The 24300-nt window shown below is 64.1% G+C and carries 21 protein-coding genes; 12 read left to right on the top strand and 9 right to left on the bottom strand.

Annotation, left to right across the window (positions count from 1 at the left end):
* Window positions 1-22 precede the first annotated feature (22 nt).
* The 4 genes from ACQKRQ_RS36590 (at window position 23) to ACQKRQ_RS36605 (ending at window position 3754) form a co-directional block, all read left to right on the top strand.
* Window positions 23-1435, top strand: coding sequence for a cytochrome ubiquinol oxidase subunit I (locus ACQKRQ_RS36590; protein ID WP_427482499.1), 1413 nt, complete (start codon window positions 23-25; stop codon window positions 1433-1435).
* Window positions 1436-1476: 41 nt separating this feature from the next.
* Window positions 1477-2481, top strand: a complete 1005-nt coding sequence (cydB, locus tag ACQKRQ_RS36595) for a cytochrome d ubiquinol oxidase subunit II (protein WP_427482500.1) — start codon at window positions 1477-1479, stop codon at window positions 2479-2481.
* The gene (locus ACQKRQ_RS36600; protein WP_427482502.1) at window positions 2456-2647 is read left to right on the top strand and encodes a hypothetical protein; all 192 of its coding nucleotides are present in this window, start codon (window positions 2456-2458) and stop codon (window positions 2645-2647) included. The genes cydB and ACQKRQ_RS36600 overlap by 26 nt, the downstream gene beginning before the upstream one ends.
* 330 nt (window positions 2648-2977) lie before the next feature.
* Window positions 2978-3754 (top strand): response regulator transcription factor, encoded by a 777-nt coding sequence (locus ACQKRQ_RS36605; RefSeq protein WP_132382818.1) that lies wholly within the window; start codon window positions 2978-2980, stop codon window positions 3752-3754.
* A gap of 43 nt (window positions 3755-3797) precedes the next feature.
* Here ACQKRQ_RS36605 and ACQKRQ_RS36610 read toward each other — a convergent pair whose 3' ends face one another.
* Window positions 3798-5750 carry an ATP-binding response regulator gene (locus tag ACQKRQ_RS36610; RefSeq protein ID WP_427482504.1) on the bottom strand — a complete coding sequence of 651 codons (1953 nt, stop codon included), beginning with the start codon at window positions 5748-5750 and terminating at the stop codon, window positions 3798-3800.
* A gap of 470 nt (window positions 5751-6220) precedes the next feature.
* Between ACQKRQ_RS36610 and ACQKRQ_RS36615 the strand changes: the two genes are divergently transcribed.
* The 3 genes from ACQKRQ_RS36615 to ACQKRQ_RS36625 all read left to right on the top strand — a co-directional run bounded on the left by ACQKRQ_RS36615 (window position 6221) and on the right by ACQKRQ_RS36625 (window position 11631).
* Window positions 6221-7012, top strand: coding sequence for a hypothetical protein (locus tag ACQKRQ_RS36615; RefSeq protein ID WP_132382814.1), 792 nt, complete (start codon window positions 6221-6223; stop codon window positions 7010-7012).
* 204 nt (window positions 7013-7216) lie between these two features.
* A complete protein-coding gene (locus tag ACQKRQ_RS36620) occupies window positions 7217-10675 on the top strand; it encodes an alpha/beta fold hydrolase (RefSeq protein WP_427482506.1) in 3459 nt (1152 codons plus the stop codon).
* 173 nt (window positions 10676-10848) lie between these two features.
* Complete coding sequence (locus ACQKRQ_RS36625; RefSeq protein WP_132382811.1) at window positions 10849-11631, top strand: substrate-binding domain-containing protein; 783 nt, start codon at window positions 10849-10851, stop codon at window positions 11629-11631.
* A 22-nt stretch (window positions 11632-11653) separates the two neighbouring features.
* Here ACQKRQ_RS36625 and ACQKRQ_RS36630 read toward each other — a convergent pair whose 3' ends face one another.
* Window positions 11654-13066, bottom strand: a complete 1413-nt coding sequence (locus ACQKRQ_RS36630; RefSeq protein WP_427482508.1) for an FAD-binding oxidoreductase — start codon at window positions 13064-13066, stop codon at window positions 11654-11656.
* Window positions 13063-14052 carry an isopenicillin N synthase family dioxygenase gene (locus ACQKRQ_RS36635; protein WP_427482510.1) on the bottom strand — a complete coding sequence of 330 codons (990 nt, stop codon included), beginning with the start codon at window positions 14050-14052 and terminating at the stop codon, window positions 13063-13065. Before ACQKRQ_RS36635 ends, ACQKRQ_RS36630 begins: the two co-directional genes overlap by 4 nt.
* Before the next feature lie 288 nt (window positions 14053-14340).
* Between ACQKRQ_RS36635 and ACQKRQ_RS36640 the strand changes: the two genes are divergently transcribed.
* The 5 genes from ACQKRQ_RS36640 (at window position 14341) to hutC (ACQKRQ_RS36660) (ending at window position 18337) form a co-directional block, all read left to right on the top strand.
* On the top strand, window positions 14341-15168 hold the full coding sequence (locus tag ACQKRQ_RS36640) for a transporter substrate-binding domain-containing protein (protein ID WP_427482512.1): 828 nt from the start codon (window positions 14341-14343) through the stop codon (window positions 15166-15168).
* 89 nt (window positions 15169-15257) lie between these two features.
* Window positions 15258-15908, top strand: coding sequence for an amino acid ABC transporter permease (locus tag ACQKRQ_RS36645; RefSeq protein WP_106280544.1), 651 nt, complete (start codon window positions 15258-15260; stop codon window positions 15906-15908).
* A gap of 21 nt (window positions 15909-15929) precedes the next feature.
* A complete protein-coding gene (locus ACQKRQ_RS36650) occupies window positions 15930-16592 on the top strand; it encodes an amino acid ABC transporter permease (protein ID WP_132382801.1) in 663 nt (220 codons plus the stop codon).
* Between the two features lie 19 nt (window positions 16593-16611).
* Window positions 16612-17481: an amino acid ABC transporter ATP-binding protein gene (locus ACQKRQ_RS36655; RefSeq protein WP_132382799.1), complete on the top strand. Its 870-nt coding sequence runs from the start codon at window positions 16612-16614 to the stop codon at window positions 17479-17481.
* 52 nt (window positions 17482-17533) lie between these two features.
* Window positions 17534-18337, top strand: a complete 804-nt coding sequence (gene hutC / locus ACQKRQ_RS36660) for a histidine utilization repressor (protein WP_408178445.1) — start codon at window positions 17534-17536, stop codon at window positions 18335-18337.
* A gap of 24 nt (window positions 18338-18361) precedes the next feature.
* Here the strand turns inward: hutC (ACQKRQ_RS36660) and hutC (ACQKRQ_RS36665) are convergent, their stop codons facing one another.
* From hutC (ACQKRQ_RS36665) to ACQKRQ_RS36690, 6 genes are all read right to left on the bottom strand, one after another.
* Window positions 18362-19123, bottom strand: a complete 762-nt coding sequence (gene hutC, locus ACQKRQ_RS36665; RefSeq protein ID WP_132382795.1) for a histidine utilization repressor — start codon at window positions 19121-19123, stop codon at window positions 18362-18364.
* Window positions 19124-19215: 92 nt separating this feature from the next.
* A complete protein-coding gene (locus ACQKRQ_RS36670) occupies window positions 19216-20865 on the bottom strand; it encodes an HAL/PAL/TAL family ammonia-lyase (RefSeq protein WP_132382793.1) in 1650 nt (549 codons plus the stop codon).
* A 38-nt stretch (window positions 20866-20903) separates the two neighbouring features.
* Window positions 20904-21695, bottom strand: a complete 792-nt coding sequence (locus tag ACQKRQ_RS36675; RefSeq protein ID WP_012426714.1) for an ABC transporter ATP-binding protein — start codon at window positions 21693-21695, stop codon at window positions 20904-20906.
* A gap of 35 nt (window positions 21696-21730) precedes the next feature.
* A complete protein-coding gene (locus ACQKRQ_RS36680) occupies window positions 21731-22486 on the bottom strand; it encodes an ABC transporter permease (RefSeq protein WP_106280534.1) in 756 nt (251 codons plus the stop codon).
* 14 nt (window positions 22487-22500) lie between these two features.
* Window positions 22501-23223 carry an ABC transporter permease gene (locus ACQKRQ_RS36685; protein ID WP_427482516.1) on the bottom strand — a complete coding sequence of 241 codons (723 nt, stop codon included), beginning with the start codon at window positions 23221-23223 and terminating at the stop codon, window positions 22501-22503.
* 99 nt (window positions 23224-23322) lie between these two features.
* Complete coding sequence (locus tag ACQKRQ_RS36690) at window positions 23323-24183, bottom strand: transporter substrate-binding domain-containing protein (protein ID WP_132382789.1); 861 nt, start codon at window positions 24181-24183, stop codon at window positions 23323-23325.
* Window positions 24184-24300: the final 117 nt, after the last annotated feature.

Raw genomic sequence — 24300 nt, forward strand, 5'->3', positions numbered from 1 at the left:
GGCCATCACGCACTTCACGCTCATGAACTCCGCTCTCTCGGCCTTCGATCTCGCCCGCATCCAGTTTGCGTTCACCGTCTCGTTCCACATCGTTTTTCCGGCGCTCAGCATCGGCCTCGCCAGCTTCATCGCCGTGCTCGAATGGCGCTGGCTGAAAACCCGCAAGGCGTACTACAAAGACCTTTGCCTGTTCTGGTCGAAGATCTTCGCAGTGGCCTTCGGCATGGGCGTGGTTTCCGGCGTGGTGATGAGCTATCAGTTCGGCACCAACTGGTCGGGCTTCTCCAGTTTCGCCGGCCCCGTCACCGGCCCCCTGTTGATGTACGAAGTGATGACCGCGTTCTTCCTCGAAGCTGGCTTCCTCGGCATCATGCTGTTCGGCTGGCAGCGCGTCAGTCCGCGCGCGCACTTCGGCGCCACGCTGATGGTGGCGATCGGCACGCTGATTTCGACCTTCTGGATTCTCGCTTCCAATAGCTGGATGCAAACGCCGCAAGGCTTCGAAGTCGTGAACGGCCGCGTCGTGCCGCTCGACTGGTTCAAGATCGTGTTCAATCCGTCGTTCCCATACCGGCTCGCGCATATGGCGCTCGCGGCGTTCATCGTCGCGGCGCTGGTGGTGTCGGCGGTGGGCGCGTGGCATCTGCTGCGCGGACGGCGCGATCCGGCCGTCAAGAAGATGTTCTCGATGGCGCTCTGGCTCCTCTTGATCCTCACGCCGGTCCAGGCGTTCGTCGGCGATCAGCATGGTTTGAACACGCGCGAATATCAGCCCGCCAAGATCGCGGCGATCGAGGGTCTGTGGGACACCGAAAAAGGCGGCACCGCGCTGAACCTGTTCGGCATTCCCGACATGCAGGCGGAAACCACGCGCTACGCCGTGTCGATTCCGCACCTGGGCAGCCTGATCCTCACGCATAGCTGGGACGGCGAAATTCGCGGTCTCAAGGAATTCCCGCCGCAAGACCGGCCGAACTCGACGGTGGTGTTCTGGAGCTTTCGCATCATGGCCGGCCTCGGCGTGCTGATGATCCTGATGTCGGTGGCCGCGTGGGTGCTGCGCCGCCGTGGACGCCTGTTCGAATCGAAGTGGTTCCAGCGCGTCGCCGTGGCGATGGGGCCGACGGGTTTCATCACGCTGCTGGCCGGCTGGGTCACCACTGAAGCGGGCCGTCAGCCGTGGGTCGTGTACGGCGTGATGCGCACTTCGCAGGCCGTGTCGCCGCTCAGCACGCAGCAGGTCGGCATCTCGCTGATGACCTTCGTGGTCGTGTACTTCCTCGTGTTCGGCACCGGCGTCTACTACATGCTCAAGCTGATGCGCGCGGGTCCGGCGCTGCCGGGACACACGCCGCACGAAGCGCCGCAGCGCCTGCCGAACCAGACCGCGCGCCGCCCGCTTTCCGCCGCCGATCACATGATCGACGCGGCCTGAACCTGCCCTTCTTCACCAGCTACTTGCGATAGAGAAAGAACATGGACGTAACCGTAGTGTGGGCCGCGATCATCGCGCTGGGCCTTTTCATGTATGTGGTGCTGGACGGCTTCGATCTGGGCATCGGCATCGTTTTCCCGTTCTTCCCCGATGAGAAGGAACGCGACCTGATGATGAACACCGTCGCGCCGGTGTGGGACGGCAACGAAACCTGGCTGGTGCTCGGCGGCGCGGGTCTCTTCGCAGTGTTCCCCGCGGTCTACTCGACCGTGCTGTCCGCGCTGTATCTGCCGCTGATCTTCATGCTCGTGTGTCTGATCTTTCGCGGCGTGTCGTTCGAGATTCGCGCCAAGGCCAATCGCACGAAGCATCTGTGGGACCTCGCGTTCATCGGCGGTTCGGCGGGCGCGGCGTTCTTTCAGGGCATCGCGCTAGGCGCGTTCCTGCAAGGCATTCCCGTGGTCGACGGCGCGTATGCCGGCGACGCCTTCGGCTGGCTCACGCCGTTCAGCCTGCTCACGGGCCTTGGACTCGTGGTCACTTATGCGCTGCTCGGCTGCTGCTGGCTGGTGGCGAAGACCGAAGGCGATCTGCAACGCCGCCTGCATCGCGTGGTCTGGCCGTTGACGATCGTGCTGCTCGGCTTCGTCGCGATGGTCAGCCTGTGGACGCCGCTGCAGGATCCGAATATCGCGCAGCGCTGGTTCCACGACGGCCTGTTCTATCGTCTGCTGCCGGTGCCCTTCCTCGTGGCGGTCGCGGCGTTCTTCATGCATCGCGCGGTGCGTGAGCGGCATCACAACACGCCGTTCGCGCTCGCGCTGCTGCTGGTGCTGCTCGGCTACGCGGGCTTGCTGGTGAGCTTGTGGCCGTATGCGATTCCGTCGAGCATGACGCTCTGGGAAGCGGCCGCGCCGCGCTCGAGCCAGATGTTCACGCTGGCCGGCGCAGCGGTGATTCTGCCGATCATCATCGCCTACACGACGATGGGTTATTGGGTATTTCGCGGCAAGGTGCGTCATGGCGACCAACATCACTATCACTAAGCAGACGAGCCCGGACGCAACGCTCGGCGCATCGAGCGCGCCGGCGCGCAAAGTGCCGGGCTGGCTCTGGTTCATCGCGCTGTGGTGCTTCGGCGTGGGCTCGGCGATGTCGCTCGGATTCGCATTCAAGCTTCTGATGAATGCGACGTTATTTGCAGTCAAATAGAGACTGCTTCAGCGCGCTTCGATCCGGCGCGCATAACCTTCGGAATCCTGCGGGGACGCCTTTAAAAAAGGACCGTTCGGCTCGTCTACCAAGCAAGCCGTAAACTATGCGCGAGAGACCTGCCTTGGACATCATGCGGTGCATCGGAGCAGACGGCGATTTAACAAATAAACGGTCACACAAGCGGTTCGCCGGAAGGTGCGCCGCGCCACCGATCAGGCATATGATCGCGGGGTGGGCGGCAATGATGCGATTCACGAGGCTAGAAGTAAAACGAGACCCTATAACGGCGGTAGCCCACATCGGGCAGGCCCGACTCGCGGAGACATCATGAAGTTTCTTGTAGCCGACGACCATGAACTGATTCGTCAAGGCGTCAAAGGCATGCTGCGCGGCCTCGATCCCGACGCCCAGTTCGACGAAGCCGACAACTGGGAGACGCTTGCCCTGCTCGCGCGTCCCGACGCCGATCACGATCTTGCCATCGTCGATCTGCATATGCCGGGCATGAGCGGCGCTTCGTCGCTCGAAGTGCTGTTGAAGGCGAACCCCGCGCTGCCGCTTGTCGTCCTCTCCGCCGAAGAATCGCCCGACGAAATGCGCGCGGTGCTGGCCGCCGGCGCGCTCGGGTTCGTGCCGAAGCGCCAGCCCGCCAGCGTCATGCTCAAAGCGATCGAACTGGTACTTTCCGGCGGCGCTTATGTGCCAATGGAAGCGCTCAGTCTGCTGGGTTCGCGCGATGCGCAGGCCGCGCCCGTGCCCGCTCGTGCCGAAGCGCTCGCTGATCCGTCGCAGCAACATGCGGCTCCGGTCGGCGCGCATGCGCCAAGCCAGGGCGGCGCCACGCTCACGGAACCGCTCACGCAGATCCAGGCATTGCAGCCGCACCAGCAGCATCTGCTGGAGAATCTGTCGCCGCGTCAGCAGGACATCATGCGGCTCGTGCATCGCGGCTGGACCAACAAGATGATCGCGCGCGACCTGGGCGTCGCCGAAGGCACGGTGAAGGTGCATCTGTCGGTGATCTTCCGGGCGCTCGGCGTGCATAACCGGTCGACTGCGATCGCCGTGATCAACGGCTGGCTGGAAGCCGGGAAAACCCTGTAGCACTCGATCGATGACAGGCGGCGTTCACGCCGCCCGTTCGCCTCTACTTTTGCGGTGCGCTCTGCGACTGGGTGCTTTGGGTCTGGCTTTGGGTCTGGCTCTGCACTCCGATTCTCGCTTCGCCTTGCGGCACGATCTCAGCAACCCGCGTCACCCCACTGACCGGCCGGCCGCCCGCTTCATGTCCCGTTTGGTCCACGCGTAATTCCAGCGCGGCGGCCGCCCGCCCCTTGTCCTGCTCGGCCTGCTGCCACAGCATCTCCAGCGTGCGCCGCAAGCGCGCCGGCGTGACCGGTTTATGGAGCACCGGAATCCCCTGCAAGGCGAGCGCCGCCAGTTCCGCCGACGCCATGTCGCCCGTGATCAGCAGCGTCACCACGTTGTCGTGCCCCGCGCGCGCGAGCACATTGCGCACGGCGGTGAGCGCCTGCGCGCCGGTGCGGTGATTCGCCAACTGGTAATCGCATAGCACGGCATCGGGCACGAAGCCGCCTTCGAGCGCGGCGAGCGCATCGACTTCGTCGCGCGCGCCGAGCACGCTGCAACCCCAACGGCCCAGCAGACTGACGAGGCCTTCGAGAATCGACGGATCGTCGTCGATGCACAGCACGCGCCGCCCTTGCGCCGACGGACCGCCGGCCACCGCTTCGTTCAGGCTCGCGACGATGCCGCCGGGATCGCCCGCCTGCACCGGAAAGCGGAACACCGACCCGCGGCCCGGCGCCGAGCGCAGTTGCAACTCGCCGCCGAGCATGCTGACCAGCCGCTTCACCGTCGGCAAGCCGAGGCCGTGACCCTGGCGCGCGTCGCGTTGCGGATTGGCGACCTGATAGAACTCCTCGAAGATGCGCGCGTGCTCCTCCACGGGAATGCCGATGCCCGAGTCGCGCACTTCGATAAAGCCGCCCGTTTGCCGCCCGGCGCGGCGCAGGCCCAGCCAGATCGCGCCGTCTTCGGTATAACGCACGGCGTTCGACAGCAGATTGCTCAGCACGCGTTCGAGCAGCACCGGATCGTCGTGCACGACCATCGTGGTCGGCGCGATGCGCAGCGCCAGCCCTTTGGCGGCCGCCTGCGGACGATACTGGCTGCCGACCCGCTCGAACAGTTCGGACAGCCGGAAATGCAGCCGGATCACCTGGGTCACGCCGCTTTCGAGCCGCGCCAGATCGAGCACCTGGTTGAACAACTGGTTCAACGCCTCGACGTTGTAGACGATGTGCTCGGCGGTCTTCGCGTGCTGCACGGGCGTCGCCGCCGTGTCGTTGAGCGAGGCCGCGAGCAGGCCGATCGCATGGAGCGGCTGGCGCAAGTCGTGACTGGCGGCCGCGAAAAAGCGCGTCTTGGCGAGGCTCGCCTCTTCGGCCACGCGTTTTTGCGCGGCCAGCGACTCCGCCAGATACTGCTGATCGACGCGCGCCTGCACGACCTGCTGGAACAGCTTGCGATAACTCAACGCGTAGACGTTGATCGCGCAAAAGAAAAACGCGAGGACGATGGCGAGAATCGTGCGGTCGAACGTATGCGTGCCGAAATGCATGACGATCGACGGAAACAGCAGAAACGGAATCGAGGTCGAGAAATTCAGCAGGTCGAAGCCATTCGACATGAACACGCCTGCGGCCAGCGTGACGAGCATGACCGTGTGCAGCAGCGGCAGGTCGGATTGCGGGCTCTGGAACGCGAACCACACGGCGATGCCCGGCCCGCTGTAAAGCAGCATGCCGCGCACCGCGTGCAGAATGATCCAGCCGCGCGGCGAGACGAGTTTCGGGTAACGGCGGTTACAGACCCAGAGCGCGAGGCCGGCGCAGTTGGCCGCGGCATAGAAACCGAAGCACGCGATGAACAGCGGCGGCGACGGGATTTTCGGCCAGTAAATCGCCACCAGCACCGCGATCGAAAACCAGTGCGAAAAGAATGCAATCGGATCCTGCGCGTACAACACGCGCACCAGGTCTTCGTCGATGGCACGCTGGATCGGGTCGGCCCGCATCGCGCGGTCTCCTTTTGTCGATCGGAATTAGCGCCTGAGCTGTCGATCGGGGTTCGCGCGTTAGCGCGTTACTCCGATCCCATGCAGAGCACTTACTCCGGTCCCATGCACCGCGCATTGCACGGCAAATTCGGTTATGTGGATCGGAAGCGCGGCGACGCAAGCGGCGTGAACCGCATCGGACACTTCGGATACGGCGTGGCTCTACGTCTGCGATGCAACTGCGTAGCCGCAGTGCGATGCAATGGTCCAATGCATCCCGTTTCTCTTCAGACGAATAAGATGCACTTTGTCGGATGGTTTACCCGGCAGTTTACCCATCAGCTACCACTTAATCCATATAGGCGAAGCCGCCGTTGGAAACCATACTGGCTTCACATTCCAGCGCGGCCTCACCGCTTCAACATCCACATCCCGCCTGCAGTTCAGGCTCACCGCGCTCCCTGGCCTTTCCCCTTATGGAGGTTTTCATGGGCGCAGTTCCGAGCCACGAGTTCGTCCGCAATCTCGACGATGCGATCCTGCCGGATTTGTGGCGCCGGCGTACCCGGTTGTCCGGCGACGAAATGGTGTCGATGGTCGAACTGGTCAAGCGGGCCTTGCGGACCTATCACCCGCTCGAGCTGCAGGCGCTCGGCGAGGACAAGGAGGAACTGGTCGCCCAGTTCATCTACGCGAAAGTGCTGCGCCTCGCGCCCGGCCATACGGAAACCCATGCCTGCGCCGACAGCGCGCCGTCCAACGGCTACGCATTGTGCGCGTATTTCCGCCGCTACCTGATCGACTGCCTGCGCAGCGCCGGCCATCAGCGCAACGTATCGATGGAAAACGACGGCATGGCGCAGGAAATCGATCTGCACGCGCAAGCGCTGGAAGATCCGGTGGAAAGCGTGCTGCTGCAATACGGCCTCGACGAACAGCGCGTACGGTACTCGGCGCGCGCCTTTATCGAAAGCCTCGACGAACCGGAGCGGATCGTGCTGGCCGGCAGCCTCGGCTGGTGCTCGGAAGGTAAAGGCGGTCTGTCGGCAGTCGCAGCGCAGCATCGTGTGCCCTCGTATCACTATCGCGCCGTCAAGCTCGGCGTCACCATGAAGAAGACGGCCGGCGCCGAAGATTTTTCCAATACCAAGATCGGCCGCTGGCTCACGGACGTGCTCGGCATCGAGATCGACGTCGACAATCGCCCGGCGATTCTGCTCGCGCTGAACCTGCTCGCCGCCGAATCGAGCGACAGCGAAATGAATGAAGCGGCCGCGTAATAGCACGTGGCCGGGCCAGCGCCCGCCGCTCGCGCCGCCTCGCGACGCCGCGCACGCGGCACAGCAGGCCCGCGCGCCACATACGATGCGCCTTTTTTTGTGCGCGCGCACCGCCTAGGATAAAAAAGCCGTCGCCGCACGCCGTCTTGCTTCCGAAGTCCCGGTTGTCTCTCCCCGCATTCCATTCCAGACGAGGTGGTCGTGATGAACCGCTTATCGAGCGTCGTAACTGCAATCCAATCGCATTACGACGTGGTTGTGGTGGGTTCCGGCTACGGCGGCGCGATTGCCGCGTCCCGCATGGCGCGCGCCGGGCGCCGGGTGTGCGTGCTCGAACGCGGGCGCGAATTCATGGCCGGGGAATTTCCCCGCACGCCGTTTCAGGGCACCGAGGAGGTGCAATACAACACGGCGCTGGCGCATATCGGCTCACCGCTGGCGTTGCTCGAAGTGCATGTGAACGACGATGTGAACGCGGTGGTCGGCTGCGGTCTCGGCGGCACCTCGCTGATCAACGCAAACGTCGCGCTCGAAGCCGACCCGCGCCTGTGGGACGACCCACGCTGGCCGGCCGCGTTGCGCGCCGACAAGGCGGGCCGCGACAAAGGCTATGCGCTCGCCCGTGAGATGCTGCAACCGTCGCCGGTGCCCGACAGCTATCCGACACTGCCGAAACTGCAGGCGCTCGAACTGTCGGCGCAGGCGCTCGGTATGAAAGCCGAGTTCTCGCGCCCGGACATCACCGTCACCTTCAAGGACCGCACGAATGCCGCAGGGGTCGAGCAGAAGGCTTGCGTCGGCTGCGGCGACTGCAATTCCGGCTGCAATTACGACGCGAAGAATTCGACGCACATGAACTATCTGCCCGACGCCGTCGCGCACGGCGCGCAGATTTTCACGGGTACCGCCGTCCATTCGGTGCTGCGCGACGCGGCCACCGGGAAATGGATCGTGGGTTACCAGCTGGTGAGCCTCGGGCGCGAAAGCTTCGGCGCGCCCGATCTGTTCGTGAGTGCCGATATCGTCATCGTGTCGGCCGGTACGATCGGCTCGACCGCGTTGCTGTTGCGCTCGCGCAAGCAGGGGCTGAGCGTCTCCGGCGTGCTCGGCAAGCACTTCACCGGCAATGGCGACGTGCTCGCCTTCGCCTACAACACCGAGCCGGTGATCAACGGCGTCGGCTGGGGCGCGCACGAGAAGGGCGAGATTCCTCCGGTCGGGCCGACCATTACCGGCCTCATCGACCATCGCGGCACCCCGAACGTCAGAGACGGCTATGTGATCGAAGAAGGCTCGCTCGCCGGCCCGGTGGGCGCGGCGCTGGTCGGCCTGCTCGGCGCCGCCGCGCCGCTCGAAGGCGTGGATGTCGCGCCGCGCTCCGTCGCCGAACAGCTCGCTTACGACGCGCGCGTGGCCACCAGCTTTCTGCGCGGCCCCTATCACGGCGCGCTCCATCACACGCAAAGCTACCTCGTCATGGCGCATGACGACGAAAACGGCGAGATCGACGTGGACGACAAAGGCCAGCCGCGCATCGTGTGGGAGAACGCCGGCAAGCAGCCGATCTTCCTGGCGGTCGAAGAAGTGCTCAAGCAGGCGACCGTGCCGCTCGGCGGCAAATACATGCGCAATCCCATTTCCACCGATATTCTCGGCAACCGCACCGTCACCGTGCATCCGCTCGGCGGCTGCGGCATGGGCGAGGACGCCGGGCACGGGGTGGTCGACCACATGGGCCGCGTGTTCAGCGGCGCCACGGGCAACGCGGTGCACGACGGCCTGTACGTGATGGACGGCGCCGTCATGCCGATGTCGCTCGGCGTCAATCCGCTCCTGACGATTTCCGCGCTGGCCGAACGCAATTGCGAACTGCTGCTGGCCACGCATCCGCTGAACGCCGCGCCGGCCGAGGGCGCGCCCGCCACGCCGAGCTTGCCGCCCGCGCCGACGCCGCAGGCCGCGTCGTCGTCCTTGACGCCGTCCTCGCCGCAGAAGATCGGCCTGCACTTCACCGAAACGATGGTCGGCACCTACACGCCGAACGTGGCAGGCGAAGCGGCCACAAGCCCGATGGAGTTCACGCTGACCGTCGAATCGGAAGATCTCGCCGACATGCTCAGCAATCCGCAGCATCTGGCGCAAACGGCCGGCACGCTGACCTGCCCCGCGCTCTCCGCGCAGCCCATGACGATCTCCGACGGCACCTTCAATCTGTTCGTGGTCAACGAATCGGACGTCGACGAGCGCAACATGAACTACCGCATGACGCTCAATGCCACTGAAGGCAAGACGTACTTCCTGAGCGGCAGGAAGATCATCACGCGCACTTCGCCGATCAATCTGTGGGAGCAGACCAACACACTCTACGCGGAGGTTCGCGAGTCGGCGCAAGCCGGTGCGCCGCTGCTCGGCAAGGCGACGCTAATCATCACGCCCGAGAATTTCCTCAAGCAGCAACGCACGCTCGAAGTCACCCACGCACCCGATCTCAAGACACGTCTCGAATGGACCCTGAAATTCGGCAAGTTTTTTGCGGGCGTGCTGTTCACCGAATACGGCGGCGTGGCCGCGCCCTTGCAGTATTTCGACCCGAAAGCGGAGCCGCGTCTGAAGCGCGCGTTGCGTGCGCCGGCGCCGCAAATCGTTTTCTTCGATACGCCCGATGGCACGAAGCTCAGGCTCACGCGCTATCACGACCCCGCGCGCAAAGCGGCGCGTCCGGTGCTGCTGATTCACGGCTCGGGCGTATCGAGCCGCATCTACTCCACCGACCTGATCGCGACCAACATGGTCGAGTATCTTTTCGCCGCCGGCTACGACGTGTGGCTCGTGGATCTGCGCGTCAGCATCGAAATGCCGAGCGTGTTCGTGCCGACCAACGTCGACAAGGTGGCGCGCGAGGACATTCCGTCGGCGGTCGCCAAGATCCGCGAATTGACCGGCGTGCCGGAGATTCAGGTGCTCGGCCACTGCATGGGTGGCGTGGCGCTGAGCATGTCGCTGCTGTACGGACTCGAAGGCGTGCGCTCGGTGGTCATCTCGCAGGTGTCGGCGCATCCGGTGCCCGGCACGCTGGAGAAGATCAAGGCCGGCCTGCATATTCCCGACATCATGCAACATCTCGGCGTACTCGACGTGACCGCCTATACGGAACACAAGTCATGGCCGCAGAACCTGCTCGATGAAGCGCTCAAGTTCTACCCGCTCAATCACAAAGAGGGTTGCGGCAATCCGATCTGCCACCGCGCGACCTTCCTGTACGGCCTGCTCTACGAACACGAGCAGTTGAACCAGACGCTGCATGCGAATCTGCAGGAAATACTCGGCGTGCACGACGTCGGCGTATTCAAGCATCTGGCCGCGATGGTGAGAGCACACAAGGTGGTCGATGCCGAAGGCAAGGACGTCTATCTCACAGGCACCGATGGCATGAAAGGACTGGAAGGCATGCGCCTGCCGATCGGGTTCATCCACGGCGATAAAAACGAAACCTATCTGCCGGTCAGCACGCAGCTCACGTATGACATGCTGGTCAAGCGTTTCCCCGAGCAGCCTTACGAGCGGACCATTATTCCCGGCTATGGACACATCGACTGCATCTTCGGGAAGAATGCCGCGGTGGATGTCTATCCGGTGATCGTGAAGTATCTGGACGCGCATTGAGGTAGCGCGCAGGCGGTATCTGAAAGGCGCGCGCGAGCCACGCGCGCCTTCCTTACGTCTCGCTCACACGCCGGGTTTCAACAGCATTCGGCGGGTTCTCGTTTGGCTGCCGTTCATGTATGGTCTATACCCTGCAACGCTATCGTGCACCTTAGACCTTCATGCTTACGCCAATGAAAACATTCCTTCTGTCCGTATTGACTGCCGGCTTGCTGGGCAACGCGGTTGCCGCCTCGCAGGTGCAGGCGGCGGAGCTTCATGTCATGAGTTCGGGCGGCTTCACCGCCGCCTATAAACTGCTCGGTCCCAAGTTCTCGGCGTCGACGGGCAATACGCTCGACACGATACTCGGGCCGTCGATGGGCCAATCGCCGGAAGCCATTCCGAACCGCCTCGAACACGGCGAACACGCGGACGTGGTCATCATGGTCGGTTACGCGCTCGACGATCTGATCAAGCAAGGCAAAGTGATGCCCGGCTCGCGCGTCGAACTGGCGGACTCGCGCATCGGCATGGCCGTGCGCGACGGTGCGCCGAAGCCGGACATCGGTTCGGTCGATGCGCTGAAAGAGACCTTGCTGCATGCGAAATCCATCGCTTACTCGGACAGCGCCAGCGGCGTCTATATCGAGCGCGAGCTCTTCAAGCGGCTCGGCATCGAAGATCAGGTGAAGGCCAAGGCGAAGATGGTGCCGAAGATTCCGGTTGCGTCGGTCGTTGCCAACGGTGATTACGAAGTGGGATTCCAGCAGGTCAGCGAATTGCTGCCGGTCGCGGGCGCCAGCTTCGTCGGGAAGATTCCGGAGTCGGTGCAATCGGTCACGCGCTACGCCGCGGGGATTCCGGTCGGTGCACAGCATCCGAAAGAAGCGAAAGCGCTGCTCGACTACCTCGCCTCTCCCGACGCTCAAGCTGCTGTCAGATCGACCGGGCTGGATTCCGTCGCCACGCATTGAAGCTGGTGGCGGCGTAGCGCGGTCAAAACAGCTTGCCCGGATTCAGAATGCCGTGCGGGTCGAGCGCATGTTTGATCGCCGCCATTGCCGCCAGCTCCGCCGGCGAGCGCGAGATCGGCAAGAACTCGCGCTTGAGCAAACCAATGCCGTGTTCCGCCGACACCGAACCATGTAACGGCCCGAGCATGTCATAGACGAACGCGTACACCGCGTGATGATCGACGCCGGGGATCGAATGGCCGTCCACCGTGACATGCAGATTCGAGTCGCCGATATGCCCGAAGAAATACGACGCGTTGCCCGGCCAGCGCTGATCGAGCGCTGCGCGACAGCGCTCCACGAAGACGCCGATCTCGCCGATCGGCAGGCTCACGTCGAAATTGATCGCGTCGAGCCGCACCGGAAACTCCGCGGTGCATTCGCGAATCGCCCATAGCGCGCGCACGTCGGCCACCGACTGCGCGATCACCGCGTCGCGGATCGCACTCGCGTCGAGCGCTTCGGTCAGCGCGGCGGAGAAACGCTCGCCGTCGTCGGCCGAATCGAAGCTGGCGTGTTCGATCAGCGCATAGAGCGGATGCGCGTTGTCGAATGGCGAGCGCGTGCCGGTCAGCTTCACGCCGAAGTCGTAGAAGTCCGGCCACATGATTTCGAACGCGCCGATATCGTTGCCGAAGCGCGTCGACAAACGGCGCAGCAGATTCACGGCGGCGTCGTAGCCGTCGAGCGCGACTAGCGCCGTATGGCGCGCGGCACGCTGCGGATGCAGTCGCAATACCGCGCGCGTGATCACGCCGAGCGTGCCCTCCGAGCCGATGAACCAGTGCTTCAGGTCATAGCCGGTATTGTTCTTGACCATCTTGCCGAGCGACGTGAGCACGTCGCCATTGGCCAGCACGACCTCGAGACCGAGCACCTGGTCGCGCGCGGTGCCCGACTGAATCACCCGGTTGCCGCCCGCGTTGGTCGCGAGATTGCCGCCGATCTGGCAGGAACCGCGCGCGCCGAGATCGAGCGCGAGTTCGAAGCCGGCTTCAGCGGCGGCTTCCTGCGCGGCTTGCAACGTGGTGCCGGCGCGCACGGTCAGCGTGGCCGACGCGGCATCCACTTCTTCGACACCGTCCAGCCGTTCAAGCGACAACGCAATATCCGTGGCGCGCGCAATCGCGCCGCCCGCGAGGCCGGTCATGCCGCCCTGCGGCACCACCGGCTGATGAGCCGCATGGCAAATGGCGAGCGCCCGCGACACCTGCTCCGTGGTGCGCGGCAGCAGTAAGGCGGCGGGTCGCGTCGGTTCGTGACGCGTCCAGTCGGTCATGGCGCGTTCGCCGATCTGCTCGCCCACGCGTACGCTGTCTTCACCGAGCGCGGCGCGCAGCGCGTCGAGTGTCGCGGCAAGCGGCGCTGCGTGATTCGCCGTTCTGTTGTCTGTCATGCAGTGGTTCCTTGCGCGCCTTCAACGGCGTGTTTCTTCCGATAGCCCATCGAGTCGTTGATACGCCCGAGAATATAGTCGCCCGCGGCGACCGGCTGATACTTGAGATCGGCGTTACTCGTACCGAGATCGCGCGGATCGACCAGCGCGCCGTACGTCGGATCATAAAACGTCGCGATCGAATAACGCTCGCGTCCCGATGTGTTGATCACACGGTGCAAGGTGGAGCGGAAGCGGTCATTGGTCCAGCGCGCCAGCAGATCGCCGACGTTGACCACGAAGCTGCCGTCGACCGGCGGTGCGTCCACCCACGTATCGTTGGCGATTTCGCGCACCTGCAGGCCGCCCACCTGATCCTGCCACAGCAGCGTGATGCAGCCGTAGTCGGTATGCGGCGCGACGCCGAACTGATCTTCGTCCGATTGGGGCGGCTGCGGCGGATAGTAGACCATCTGCGTGCGCTGCATCCGTTTCGTATAACGCGGCGCGAAGAATTGCTCATCGACGCCGAGGCTCACCGCCACCGCGCGCAGCAGATCGGCGCCGCATGCGGCGACCGCCTCGTAGTAGCCATACAGCGCAGGACGCAACTCCGGCATGAAGTCCGGCCAATTGTTCGGTCCGCGCAACGCCTGGCCGGCCAGCACGTCGGGGTCGTCCTCCGGCAACTCGAGGCCGATGCTGAAAAACTCCTTGTAGTCGGGACGCTTGGCCTGGTACATGGTCGCGTCGCCAAGCGCGTTGAAGCCGCGGTGCCGCTGATTGACCGCCGCGCGCCGCTTGGTCTCCACCGGAAACGCGAAGAAGTTGCGGGCGGCCTGCGCGGCGGCATCGATCGACGCCTGCGGCACGCCGTGATTGACGATGTAGAAGAAGCCGATCGTCGTGCACGCTTCACGGATTTCCCGCGCCACGCGCGGAAAAGCCTGCGGGTCGCCCGCGCGTACGCCGGCGAGATCGATGATCGGAATACGGGTCACGGGCATCGCGCTGCTCCTGAAAGTCCGGCTGAATCGGCAGATGAAAGGTGGCGCTTGAATCGTCTGCGGGAAGACGCGTTCCCGCCTCATGCATTGCAGTTGTATATACCGCCAAAAGCGTACCCGCAAGTTGCTTTGCAGCGCTTCGTATAAGGGCTTTTCTCTACTCGCGCGTTTATTTATTTCGGGCGAAAACTGCGGTATATACTGCCTCGCATGACTCGCGCCGAACCCGACCGGACTCGATTCGGGCACCCCTTGCGCGCGGCACCGCTTTGCCAACCGGAGAATCCCATGAGCATCCTTGCAGGCTGGAATTGTCGTTTGGTCATGCTGGCGTTGTGCGCGGCAAGCGTCACCGCCCACGCGGAAGACCAGCTCGCCAAAGTGAAGAAAGCCGGCGAACTGGTGGTCGGCACCGAGATGCAGTTCGCGCCCTTCGACTTCCTCGAAAACGGTCAGCAAGCGGGCTTCAACAAGGATCTGTTCGCCGAGGTCGGCAAGGAAATGGGCGTGAAGGTGCGCTTTATCGACTTGCCGTGGCCGAGCGTGTTGCCGGGTCTGGAAGCCGGCAAGTTCGACATGGTCGGCGGCCCGCTCACCGTCACCAAGGCGCGCATGGAGCGCTACACGTACACGCTGCCGATCGCGGACGCCACCGACGCGCTGCTCAAACGCGCGAACGATACGTCAGTCAAGCAATCGTCGGATATCGCGGGCAAGACGGTCGGCGCGGGCAAGGGCTCGGCGCAACTCGACCAGTTGAAGGCCTATGTCGCCACGTTGCCGAAGCCGCCTGAAATCCGCGAATACGTCGACAACAATCAGGCTTACGCCGATCTCGCCGCCGGTCGCATCGCGGCGGTCGCGAACTCCATGACCAACATCGCGTACGTGGCCAAGCAGCGCCCGGAGACGTTCGCCGTGGTGCAGCCGCCGTTCGGCGCAAAGGTGTACTTCGCTTACTGCCTGCGTAAAGACGCGGACAGCAAGCCGCTCGCCGATGCCTTCAACGCCGCGCTCGTGAAAATGCATAGCGACGGACGCCTCGCCGCGTTGCAGAAGAAATGGTTCGGTGTCGCAATGGACGCGCCGACGACCATGCCCGCGCCGAACTATTGATCGACTGATGTTGCACGTGTCTTGATGCACGCGATGCGGCCTTTGCCACGAGCCGCATCGCCCTCCCCGTTCCAGCGAGTGCGACGCTTATGTTCAGCACGACCGTCTTCCTCCAGGGCTTGCCGCTGCTGCTGCATGCGGCGCTCGCCACCATCGGCATTTCGCTGACGGGTCTCCTGATCGGTTTCTTCGTCGCGATCGGCGTATGCGCGGCGCGGCTCTCGCCGAACCGCGCGGCGCGCATGTTCGGCGGCGCCTATGTGTTCTTCTTTCGCGGCGTGCCGATGCTGGTGCAGTTGCTGCTCGTGTATTACCTGTTGCCGTTCGCGGGCATCAACGTGTCGCCGATCGTGGCGGCGCTCAGCGCGGTGTCGTTGTGCTCCGCGTCGTATATCGCCGAAATATTGCGCGGCGGTTTTCTCAGCGTTCCGCCAGGCCATCTCGAAGCCGCGCGCATGCTCGGGCTGTCGCCGTTCGACATGCTGCGCCGCATTCTCGTGCCGCAAGCGTTCCGTTTGACGCTGCCCTCGCTCGTCAATGAAATGGTGCTTCTGATCAAGGCTTCGTCGCTGATCTCGGTGGTGGGCGTGGCCGAGTTGACACGCACTGCGCAGAACATTGCGGCCAGCACCTATCGGCCGCTCGAAGCGTACGTCGCGGCCGGGCTGATCTACTTCGTGATCTGCGGTGCGCTCGCGCTCGTCGCGCACGCCGCCGAATACCGCTTGCAGCACGCCTGAGTTCGACATCGACACCACGCCATGCAAAAGCTCGATCCCACCGTCATCACGCACAACCTGCAGCCGATCGCCGCGGGCCTCGCCACGACGCTCGGCACCTGGGCCGCGGGCGTCGCGATCGGCATCCTGATCGGCTTTCTGATTGCCGTGCTGCAACTCTTTTGCGGACGCTGGGTGCGCGGCATATTGCGCTTCTATATCGAACTGTTTCGCGGCACGCCGTTTCTCGTGCAACTCTTTCTGCTGTATTACGGCGGCCCGTCCTTCGGGCTCACGCTCGAACCGATGACCGCCGGCGTGCTCGGTCTGGGCCTTTACGGCAGCGCGTATTTCGCCGAAGCCTTTCGCTCTGGCTTTCAATCCGTGCCGCCGGGTCATCTGGAAGCAGCGTCGTGTCTTGGCCTCACGCGCTGGCAGGCGGTCGTGCGCATTCAGGTGCCGCAAATGCTCGTGCTGATCGTGCCCGCGCTGACCAATCTGATTATAGTGCTGAGCAAGGAGACGGCCGTGCTGTCCATCGTCACCGTGCCCGAACTCACGTTCGTGCTGACCGGCATCGGCTCGGCCACCTTTGCTTTCGTCGAAACGCTGCTGGTGCTGTGTGTGTGCTATCTCGCGCTGGTCGAACTGACTTCGCGCGCGGGCATGTGGGCCGAGGCCCGCATCGCGCGCTTCATGGCATGAACGGAAACGGGAGCCTCTTATGAACGCCATCGCCGACATGCCCTCTTCCGCATCCACCGCTACCGTCGGACCATCGTCCGGCGAGCCGCTGATCGAAGTGCGCGATTTGCGCAAACGCTTCGGTGAAGTCGAAGTGCTGCGCGGTGTCGATCTCGAGATCGCGCGCTCCGAAGTGGTGTGCATCATCGGGCCGTCGGGCTCGGGCAAAAGCACGCTGCTGCGCTGCCTCGCCGCGCTCGAAACCTACGATCAGGGCGACGTGCGCATCGAAGGCGAACTGCTCGGCTATAGCGAGCGCAACGGCAAACGCGTGCGCGCGTCGCAAAGCGAAATCAACCGCGTGCGGCGCAACGTCGGCATGGTGTTTCAGCAGTTCAATCTGTGGCCGCATATGACGGCGCTCGGCAACGTGATGGAATCGTTGCTGCGTGTACGGCATCTATCACGCGATGAAGCGCGCCGCCGCGCCAACGCGATGCTCGAAACGGTCGGCCTCGGACACAAGGGCGACGCGTATCCGGCCAAGCTTTCGGGCGGCCAGCAACAACGTGTGGCGATTGCGCGCGCGCTCGCCATGGAGCCGCACATCATGCTGTTCGACGAGCCGACCTCGGCGCTCGATCCGGAACTGGTCGGCGAAGTGCTGCAAGTGATGAAGCAGCTCGCGCGCGACGGCATGACGATGGCGGTGGTCACGCATGAAATGGGCTTTGCCGCGCAGGTCGCGGACAAAGTCATGTTCATCGATCAAGGCCGGATCGCCGTGCAAGGCAAACCGCGCGATGTCTTTCACGATGCAGGGCAGCCGCGCTTGCGGCAGTTCCTGCAAAACTACTTCGACCGCAACGCGTTCTGGACGCGCGGCCCCGACGAAGCGCAACCGCTATGAACACGCGCCGGTTTCCGCCTGCTTCACGCGGACGCTGACGCAAGGGCCGCCGATGTCCTCCACCGTTCGCAGCCGCACCCACGACAAGCCGCTTCCCGCGTCGGCCATGAAAGCCGCACGCGCCGCGGCCGACGCGCCGGCCGCGCGCTACGAACAGGTCAAGAGCCATATCCGTCACATCATCGAATCGGGCGAGCGCCGGGCGGGCGACCGTCTGCCGTCGGAACTCGATCTGGTGGCAACGCTCGGCGTGTCGCGCATGACCGTCAACCGCGCGCTGCGTGAACTCGCCGAAGAAGGACTGGTAACGCGAGTCTCAGGTGTCGGCACCTTCGTCGCGCAAAGCAAGCCGCAATCGACGCTGCTGATGATCGCCCATATCGGCGACGAGATCCGCTCGCGGGGCCATGAATACCGCTGCGACACGGTCCTGTCGCAACGCGAAACGGCGTCCGTGATGGTATCGAACGCGTTAGGGCTCGCGCCGGGTGCTTCGGTATTTCATGTGATCTGCGTGCATCGCGAGAACGGCTTGCCGGTGCAGCTCGAGGATAGGTTTGTGAATCCGGCCGTCGCGCCGGATTTTCTGCTGCAGGATTTTTCGGCGGTGAGGCCGTCGGAATATCTGTTCGACATCGTGCCGGCGCACGACGTCGAGCACGTGGTCGATGCCGGCCTGCCCACGCGCGCCGAAGCCGAACTGCTCGAAATCCGTGCGGAGGAACCGTGCCTTACGCTGATGCGCCGCACGTGGACGAGCGGCGTGGCGGTCACGTTCGCGCGTTTCGTGCACCCTGGGTCGCGCTATCGGCTAGGCTGCCGCTTCTCGCCGGATCTGTCGCAACGCCAGGGTTGAAAACGCGGCACGCGTCGTACTACGTTAGACGTTGCCCGCAAGATGAAAACGCGACGCCGGGTGCCACAACTGCACCGACGTCGCCACGTCGTCGCCCACCCACGTGCGGCGCCATAGTTGCAGGCACGGCTCGCCGATATCCATCAACAGATGCCGGCGCACATAGGCGTCGGGCTTCTGCGCATAGATGCGAAACTCGGCGCGCTGAATCGGCGCGAGCCGCACCATGTAGTGATTCGGCGTCTCGATCGTGAAGTCCTGCTCCAGATAATCGGGGAACACCTTCGGATTGACGTAGCGGTCCTCGTACTGGATCGGCTCGCCCTCCTCGCTGTGCACGATGCACGAATGAAACGCCGGTCCGCTGGCGAGACCGAGCGCTTCGAGCGCCTGCGGGTCGTCGCTCGGTTCGAGCGTCAGCACACGCGCCGAATGGCGGTGACCGCGCGCGGCGATTTCGTCGGCGATGTTGCGGATTTCCAGCACCGTCGATTCGTAGCGCTGTGGCGCGACGAATGTGCCGGAGCCTTGCACGCGCGTGAGCACGCGTTCGGTGGTCAATTCGCGCAGCGCGCGCGACACCGTCATGCGCGCGACGCCGAATTCCTTCACCAGTTCCGTTTCGGACGGGATCAACCCGCCGGGCTTCCAGTCCCCTTCGCTGATGCGCCTGATCACGTAGCGTTTGATCTGCTCATAGGCAGGCATGGCTTTCGCGGGTGTCTCCTGGCCGCGATCAGGGCGGTCCTGCGTCTCCGCGATTCGCGCGTTTGTAGTTGTGTTCACTCCGACCTCGTGGGTGGTACGCGGGTTGTACTTGGTTGGTACACCTTGGCCGGCTCGCCGGCGGGTAAGCCCGCTCGCCGGCATCGTCCGAGTCATGCCATGTGCGCGGCGGCCTGCCCGTCGTTGACGGCGATGCTCGCGGCCGCGCGGACGTGGCCCGCGGCCGCCAGATTCGTAAGCGTTGCCGGCGCCATCATCTCCGCGCCGTCGACGGACCTGACCGGCCGAGGGCCAATGTTACCAGGGTTCGGCAACGGCGGCGGCGCTTCGTCGGCGATCATGCGAAAGGCGACGCTCATGTCGTCCGCGAGCGGACGGTCGTCGCGATAGGTCGGCACGGCGCGGCGCACGCGCTGCCACAGCGCTCCGGTGTGCGGTGCGCGCGGCGCGTCGATACTTTGCAGGTCGTAGGCTTGCGCCGCCGCCAGCAGTTCGATCGCGACGATGCGCCCGGCGTTGTCGATGATTTCCAGCGCCTTCAGCGCGGCGGGCGTGGCATGACACAGGTGATCTTCCTGCAAAGCCGAAGTGATGCCGCCGTCGAGACTCGCGGGCAGCGCGAGCCGCCGGTTCTGCGCGACCAGCGACGCCGCAGTGTACTGCGCGATCATGAAGCCGGAACAGGTACCGCCCGGCTCGGCGAGAAACGCCGGCAGGCCGCTCACCAGCGGATTGACGAGACGGTCGAGGCGCCGCTCGGCCATCGCGGCGACTTGTGCGATCGCGGTGGCGAGACTATCCATTGCCAGCGCGATCGAGGCGCCCACCGCGTGCGCCTGCGAATACACGCGTGGCTCTTCCGGCGTGCCGGCTACGATCGGGTTATCGGTAATCGAGGCGAGCTCGCGATTCACCACGTCGGCGGTCGCGGCGAGCACGTCGCGCGCGGCGCCGTGCACGTGCGGAATGGTCCGCATGCTCAGCGGGTCTTGCGTACGCTGACCGACCACCGCCGCGAGAATGCCGCTGTCGGCCAACGCGGCGCGCATCCGCCCGCCGACCAGGTTCAGCCCCGGCGAGATGCGCAAGGCCAGCGAATCTTCGTCGAAAGCCGCGAGCTGGCCGCGCAGATTCTCGAAGCTCATCGAGGCGACCATATCGGTCCAGTCGAGCAGGCGTTCGGCGCGCGCGAGCGCCAGCGCGGCGAGACCCGTGACGCACGGCGTGCCGTTGACCAGACTCAGCCCTTCCTTGGCTTCGAGCACGAGCGGCTCGAGCCCGAGGCGTTGCAGCGCGTCGCGTCCTTTGAGCCGTTCGCCGCGAAAGCGCACGTAGCCCTCGCCGATGCAGACGAGCGCAATATGCGCCATGTGGCTCAGATAACCGACCGAGCCGAACGCCGGCACTTCCGGCAGGCAATCCGCGTTGAGCAGCGCCACCAGCTGGTCCGCGACTTCGAGGCGAATACCCGAGTGGCCGTGCGCGAAGTTATTGACGGCCGCCGCCATGATCGCGCGCGTTTCGGCGACACCAAGCGGCGCGCCGACGCCGACCGCGTGGCTCATCAGAATGTTGCGCGACAACGTGCGCTGTTCGGAGGGCGAGACGATCACGTCGCACAGCGCGCCTACGCCGGTATTCACGCCATACGCGCGAATACCGCGCTCGACGATCTGTTCGACGAGCACACGCGCCGCCGCGATGCGCGCGCGGGCGCCGGCGGAAAGTTCAAGCGGCTCGCCGGCGGCAACCGCTGCCACCTGAGCCCAGTCGAGAGGACGATCGGAACGGATCACGGCCATGTCAGTGCTCTGCTTGGTAGGTTATCTGGTGATGCTGATCAGTTGGTGGTGCGGTCCTGATGGCTCGAAACGAATTGCCGGAACCGATCCGACTTGCATTCGACGAACACTTCGTCGGGCGTGCCGTCGGCTTCCACTTGCCCCTGGTGCAGGAACATCACGCGATTCGACACATGGCGCGCGAAACCCATTTCGTGCGTGACGACCAGCATGGTGCGGCCCTCTTCGGCCAGCGAGCGCATCACGCGCAACACTTCGCCCACCAGTTCGGGATCGAGCGCCGACGTCGGTTCGTCGAACAGCATCACTTTCGGATGCATCGCCAATGCGCGCGCAATCGCCACGCGTTGCTGCTGACCGCCTGAAAGATGCGCCGGATAGTGGCCGCGCTTTTCCGCGAGACCGACTTTCGCGAGCAGCGCTTCCGCCTCTTCCACCGACTCGGCGCGGCTGCGTTTTTGCACGCGCATCGGCCCTTCGATCAGATTTTCCAGCACCGTCATATGCGACCAGAGATTGAAGTTCTGGAACACCATGCCGAGTTGCGAGCGCACCCGGTCCACCTGGCGGCGGTCGCTCGGTTGCAGTTTGCCGTCGCCGCGGCGCTTCATTTTCAACTCTTCGCCGGCGAGCGAAACCGAGCCGTCGTCGGGTGTTTCGAGCAGATTCAGGCAGCGCAGGAAGGTGCTCTTGCCCGAGCCGCTCGCGCCGAGAATCGAGATCACGTCGCCTTGATGGGCGTCGAGCGAAATGCCTTTGAGCACGTGATGGTCGCCGAACGATTTGTGAATGTTCTTGACCGACAGTGCAACGGGTGCCGTAGCGTTCATGGGATTCTCCAGATTCATCCAGGATGGGCGGCCGTTCAGGGCGCGGCGCGGCGTGCTTCGGTGGTGGCGGAAACCGGGCGGTTCGCCGCGGCCTGCGGACGCGCCGCGCGCAGATGGCGCGACAGACGCGTTTCGAGCATGCCGAGCAGCCGCACGATGACGAAATTCAGGAACAGATAGATCAGCGCGGCGCAGATGAAGACTTCCGTCGTGCGATAGGTTTGCTGAATGATCTGTTGCGCAACGCCGGTGACTTCCCACACGGTGACGAGACTCGCCAGCGCCGTCGATTTGACGAGCAGCACCGCTTCAGTCGAATACGCCGGCAGACACTGGCGCAAGGCGATCGGGCCGATCACGCGGCGCAGCAACGCGAAGCCCGACAGGCCGATCGAATAACCTGCCTCGATCTGACCGACCGGCACGGCCATCAAACCGCCGCGAATGATCTCGGCGGTATAGCCGGCCGTGCATAGCGCGAGCGACAACACCGCGCACATGTAGGGCTCGCGCAGCACCGGCCACAGGAAGCTCTCGCGTATCACCCCGAACTGGCCCATGCCGTAGTACACGAGGAACATCTGGATCAGCAGCGGCGAGCCGCGGAACACGAGGATATAAGCGCGTGCGAAGCGATTCGGCAGCCAGTGCGGCGACACGCGCATCGTGACGATCACGAGCGAGAGCAGGCCGCCGAGAATCAGCGAGCAGAAGAACAGGCCGAGCGTGGTCGGCACGGCCCCGAGCAGTTGCTTGATCGTGTCGAAGAGAAAGTCGAAGTCGAAATGCATGATGGCCGCCCTCGTCAGTTACGCGCGAAGTTGCGCTTGAAGGACCGGCCCACGTGCGCTTCGGCACGGTTGAAGACCCGGTTCGAGATGCTGGTCATGAGCAGATAGAGCGCACCGCCCACTACGAAGAACGTGAAGTACTGATGCGTGGAACCCGCCGCCACCTGGCTCGTGCGCAGCAATTCGGCGAGGCCCGTCACGGAGATCAGCGCCGAATCCTTCAGGCTCAATTGCCAGACGTTGCCGATGCCGGGCAACGCGAAACGCAGCACTTGCGGAATCAGGATGCGCCGCGCCATGGTCAGCGTCGGCATGCCGATCGAGCGCGCCGCTTCGAGTTCGCCGCGCGACACCGCCAGTACCGCCGAGCGGTACACCTCGGCCTGATACGCGCCTGAAATCATGCCCACGGCCAGTGCGCCGACCACGAACGGCGGCACGCCGACGAAACCCTCCGCGCCGAACCACTGGCCGACGGTCGTGACGAGCGTCGAGCCGCCGAAATAGAACAGGTAGATGACGAGCAGTTCAGGCACGCCGCGAAACACGGTGGTGTAGATATCGCCGACCACGCGCAGCGTACGAAAACGCGACAGCTTGGCGGCCGCCACCAGCGCGCCGAACACGGCGCCGACCGCGAGCGCCGCGAGCGTGAGCGCCACCGTCATCAACGCCGCGAGCAGCAATACGCCGCCCCAGCCTTCCGGCCCGAAGCCGAACATCTGTATCAGAGCCATTTCCTACCTCTCATCTTCATCCAATGCGGCGGATCGAACCGGCCGGCATGCGCTGGTTTTCGCCACGCGCCTGCCGTTGCCTCTTAACGTGAAGGCGAATCAAGGCGTGACGTCGGTCTTGAACCACTTGTCGGAGAGCTTCTTGACGGTGCCGTCGGCGAGCGCGGCGCTGATCGCGGTGTCGAACTTCGCTTTCAGGTCGGCGTCCTGCTTGCGGAACGCGAGGCCTTCGCCCGGGCCCCAGATCGGGCCGCCGATCTTCGGGCCGGCCATCACGATCGACGCGGTTTCTTTCTTGTCGATGTTGGCGGCGTAGTACGTCACGTCGTCGAACGAGGCGTCGATGCGGCCATTGGCCAGATCCAGATCGCGTTCGGGCGAGGTCTTGTAGACGCGGATCGTGGCAATGTCCTTGAAGCCGTCATTGATGAACTTGGTGTAGACCGTGCCCGACTGGATGCCGATGGTCTTGCCCTTCAACTGCTTGCGCAAGGCGTCGACGGTCGGCTGGTCGGCTTTCGGGTCGCCCGACAGCTTGACGACGGCCGAGCCCGGCGCGGCTTTGGGCAACACCTTCGCATCGGCCACGGCGAACGTGGCAGGCGTGGCGGCGTACGGCTTCGAGAAGGCGATGATCTTTTCACGCTCCGGCGTGATCGAGATCGCATCCATCAGGACGTCGAACTTGCCCGCCTGCAGACCGGGAATCATGCCGTCCCAGTCTTGCGCCACGAGATTGCATTGCAGCTTGATGCGCTCGCACAGGTTGGCGACCAGTTCGGGTTCGAAGCCGCCCAGCTTGCCGCCCGGCAAGGTCAGATTCCACGGCGCGTAGCCGCCTTCGAGCGCGATCGTCACCGTCTTCCAGTCTTTGGCCTGCACCGGTGCCGCGAAAATTGCCGCGGCGCCGAAAACGGCGCCGATCAATGCTTTTGCTGCCGTCGTGCGCTTCACTTTCACGTCGAAACTCCTTTGATTGAGGAAACCGTCGAGCCGGATGTTTAACCGCCGCTTAATTTGTATAGACAAGTCTGCATGAGTCAAAAAGCTGTCGCAAGAGAATTTGCGAGAAATTGG

It is taken from the genome of Paraburkholderia sp. NPDC080076 (genome assembly GCF_050281145.1).
GTDB lineage: Bacteria > Pseudomonadota > Gammaproteobacteria > Burkholderiales > Burkholderiaceae > Paraburkholderia.

Bases quoted from the DNA above. Each gene is read 5' to 3' on its own strand.
- ACQKRQ_RS36590 (WP_427482499.1), top strand. From the start codon at position 23: ATGAACTCCGCTCTCTCGGCCTTCGATCTCGCCCGCATCCAGTTTGCG.
- cydB (WP_427482500.1), top strand. From the start codon at position 1,477: ATGGACGTAACCGTAGTGTGGGCCGCGATCATCGCGCTGGGCCTTTTC.
- ACQKRQ_RS36600 (WP_427482502.1), top strand. From the start codon at position 2,456: ATGGCGACCAACATCACTATCACTAAGCAGACGAGCCCGGACGCAACG.
- ACQKRQ_RS36605 (WP_132382818.1), top strand. From the start codon at position 2,978: ATGAAGTTTCTTGTAGCCGACGACCATGAACTGATTCGTCAAGGCGTC.
- ACQKRQ_RS36610 (WP_427482504.1), bottom strand. From the start codon at position 5,750: ATGCGGGCCGACCCGATCCAGCGTGCCATCGACGAAGACCTGGTGCGC.
- ACQKRQ_RS36615 (WP_132382814.1), top strand. From the start codon at position 6,221: ATGGGCGCAGTTCCGAGCCACGAGTTCGTCCGCAATCTCGACGATGCG.
- ACQKRQ_RS36620 (WP_427482506.1), top strand. From the start codon at position 7,217: ATGAACCGCTTATCGAGCGTCGTAACTGCAATCCAATCGCATTACGAC.
- ACQKRQ_RS36625 (WP_132382811.1), top strand. From the start codon at position 10,849: ATGAAAACATTCCTTCTGTCCGTATTGACTGCCGGCTTGCTGGGCAAC.
- ACQKRQ_RS36630 (WP_427482508.1), bottom strand. From the start codon at position 13,066: ATGACAGACAACAGAACGGCGAATCACGCAGCGCCGCTTGCCGCGACA.
- ACQKRQ_RS36635 (WP_427482510.1), bottom strand. From the start codon at position 14,052: ATGCCCGTGACCCGTATTCCGATCATCGATCTCGCCGGCGTACGCGCG.
- ACQKRQ_RS36640 (WP_427482512.1), top strand. From the start codon at position 14,341: ATGAGCATCCTTGCAGGCTGGAATTGTCGTTTGGTCATGCTGGCGTTG.
- ACQKRQ_RS36645 (WP_106280544.1), top strand. From the start codon at position 15,258: ATGTTCAGCACGACCGTCTTCCTCCAGGGCTTGCCGCTGCTGCTGCAT.
- ACQKRQ_RS36650 (WP_132382801.1), top strand. From the start codon at position 15,930: ATGCAAAAGCTCGATCCCACCGTCATCACGCACAACCTGCAGCCGATC.
- ACQKRQ_RS36655 (WP_132382799.1), top strand. From the start codon at position 16,612: ATGAACGCCATCGCCGACATGCCCTCTTCCGCATCCACCGCTACCGTC.
- hutC (WP_408178445.1), top strand. From the start codon at position 17,534: ATGTCCTCCACCGTTCGCAGCCGCACCCACGACAAGCCGCTTCCCGCG.
- ACQKRQ_RS36670 (WP_132382793.1), bottom strand. From the start codon at position 20,865: ATGGCCGTGATCCGTTCCGATCGTCCTCTCGACTGGGCTCAGGTGGCA.
- ACQKRQ_RS36675 (WP_012426714.1), bottom strand. From the start codon at position 21,695: ATGAACGCTACGGCACCCGTTGCACTGTCGGTCAAGAACATTCACAAA.
- ACQKRQ_RS36680 (WP_106280534.1), bottom strand. From the start codon at position 22,486: ATGCATTTCGACTTCGACTTTCTCTTCGACACGATCAAGCAACTGCTC.
- ACQKRQ_RS36685 (WP_427482516.1), bottom strand. From the start codon at position 23,223: ATGGCTCTGATACAGATGTTCGGCTTCGGGCCGGAAGGCTGGGGCGGC.